Annotated in this window: 1 protein-coding gene; it reads right to left on the bottom strand. The window is 50.0% G+C overall.

Features of this window, described 5'->3' with window-relative positions:
• Positions 1–1,093, bottom strand: a 1,093-nt coding sequence (locus KH400_RS29485) for a hypothetical protein (RefSeq protein WP_217227876.1), incomplete at both ends; no start/stop codon positions are given.

Below are 1,093 nucleotides of genomic sequence, written 5' to 3'. Positions count from 1 at the left end.
TTCTTCTCTCCCCCCCTCTTCCCCCTCTCCTTTTCTTTTTTTCCCCTCTCTTTCTTCTCCTCTCCTCCTTTTTCTTCCTTCTTTCCCCCTTTTTTTTCTTTTCTCCCCTTCCCTCTTTCCTCTCTCTTTTTTCCTCCCTTCTTTCTCCCTTTCTTTCCCTCTCCTTCTCTTTCTTCTTCCCTTTTCTCTTCTCTTTCCTTCTTCCTCTCTTCCCTTTCTTTCCCCCCCTCTTTTTTCCCCTTTTTTCCTCCCTTCTCCTCTCTTTTTCTCTCCTTTTTTCCTTTCTCCTTTCTTCCCTCCTCTCCTCCTTCCTCCCCCCTCCCTCTTCTCTTTCCCCTCTCCTCCTCTCTTCCTCCCCCTTCTCTCTTCTTCTTTTTCTCTTTCTTCTTTTTCCTCTTTTTTCCCCTTTTCTCTTCCCTCTCCTCCTCTTTCTCTTTCTTCTCCCCCTCCCCTTTTCCCTTCCTCCTTCTTCCTTCCTCCTCCCTTCTCTTTCTCTCTTTTTTCTTTCCTCCCCTCTCTCCTTTTCTCTTTCCTTCTTTTTTCTCTCTCTCCTCTTTCCCCCTCTTTCCCCTTCCTCCCCCTCCCTTTCCTCTCTTCCTCTCCTCTTTTCCTTTTTTTTTTCCCCCTTTTCTCTTCTTCCTTTTCCCTTCCCCCTCCTTTTCCTCCCTTTTTTCTTCCCCTTTTTTTCTCTTTTCCTTTTTTTCCTTCTCTCCTCTTTTCTCTCTCCTTCCTTTCCCTCCTTCTTTCCTCTTTTCTCTCCCTCTCTTCTCCCCCCCCCCTTTCCCTCCCCTTCCTTTTTTCTTTTTCTCTCCTCTTTCTCTCTCTTCCTTTTCCTCCCCTTTCTTTCTTTTTTTCTCTCCCCTCCTCCTCTCCCCTTCTTCTTCTCCTTCTCTCCTTTCTCTTCTCCCCCTCTCCTCTCCCCCTCTCCCTCTCTCCCTCTCTTCTTCCTTCTTCTTCTTTCCCCCCCCCCCCCTCCCCTCCCCCCTCCTTCCTTCCCCCCTCCCTCTCCCCCCCCCCCTCCCCTTCCCCTCCCCCTCCCTCTTCTCCCTTCCCCCTCTCTCCCCCCTCCCTACCTTCCCTTTTCCTCTCTCTT

It is taken from the genome of Desertibacillus haloalkaliphilus (assembly GCF_019039105.1).
Taxonomy (GTDB): Bacteria; Bacillota; Bacilli; order Bacillales; family KJ1-10-99; genus Desertibacillus; species Desertibacillus haloalkaliphilus.
Note: the sequence above shows the minus strand (reverse complement) of the source record. Positions and strands in the feature narration are given on the sequence as shown.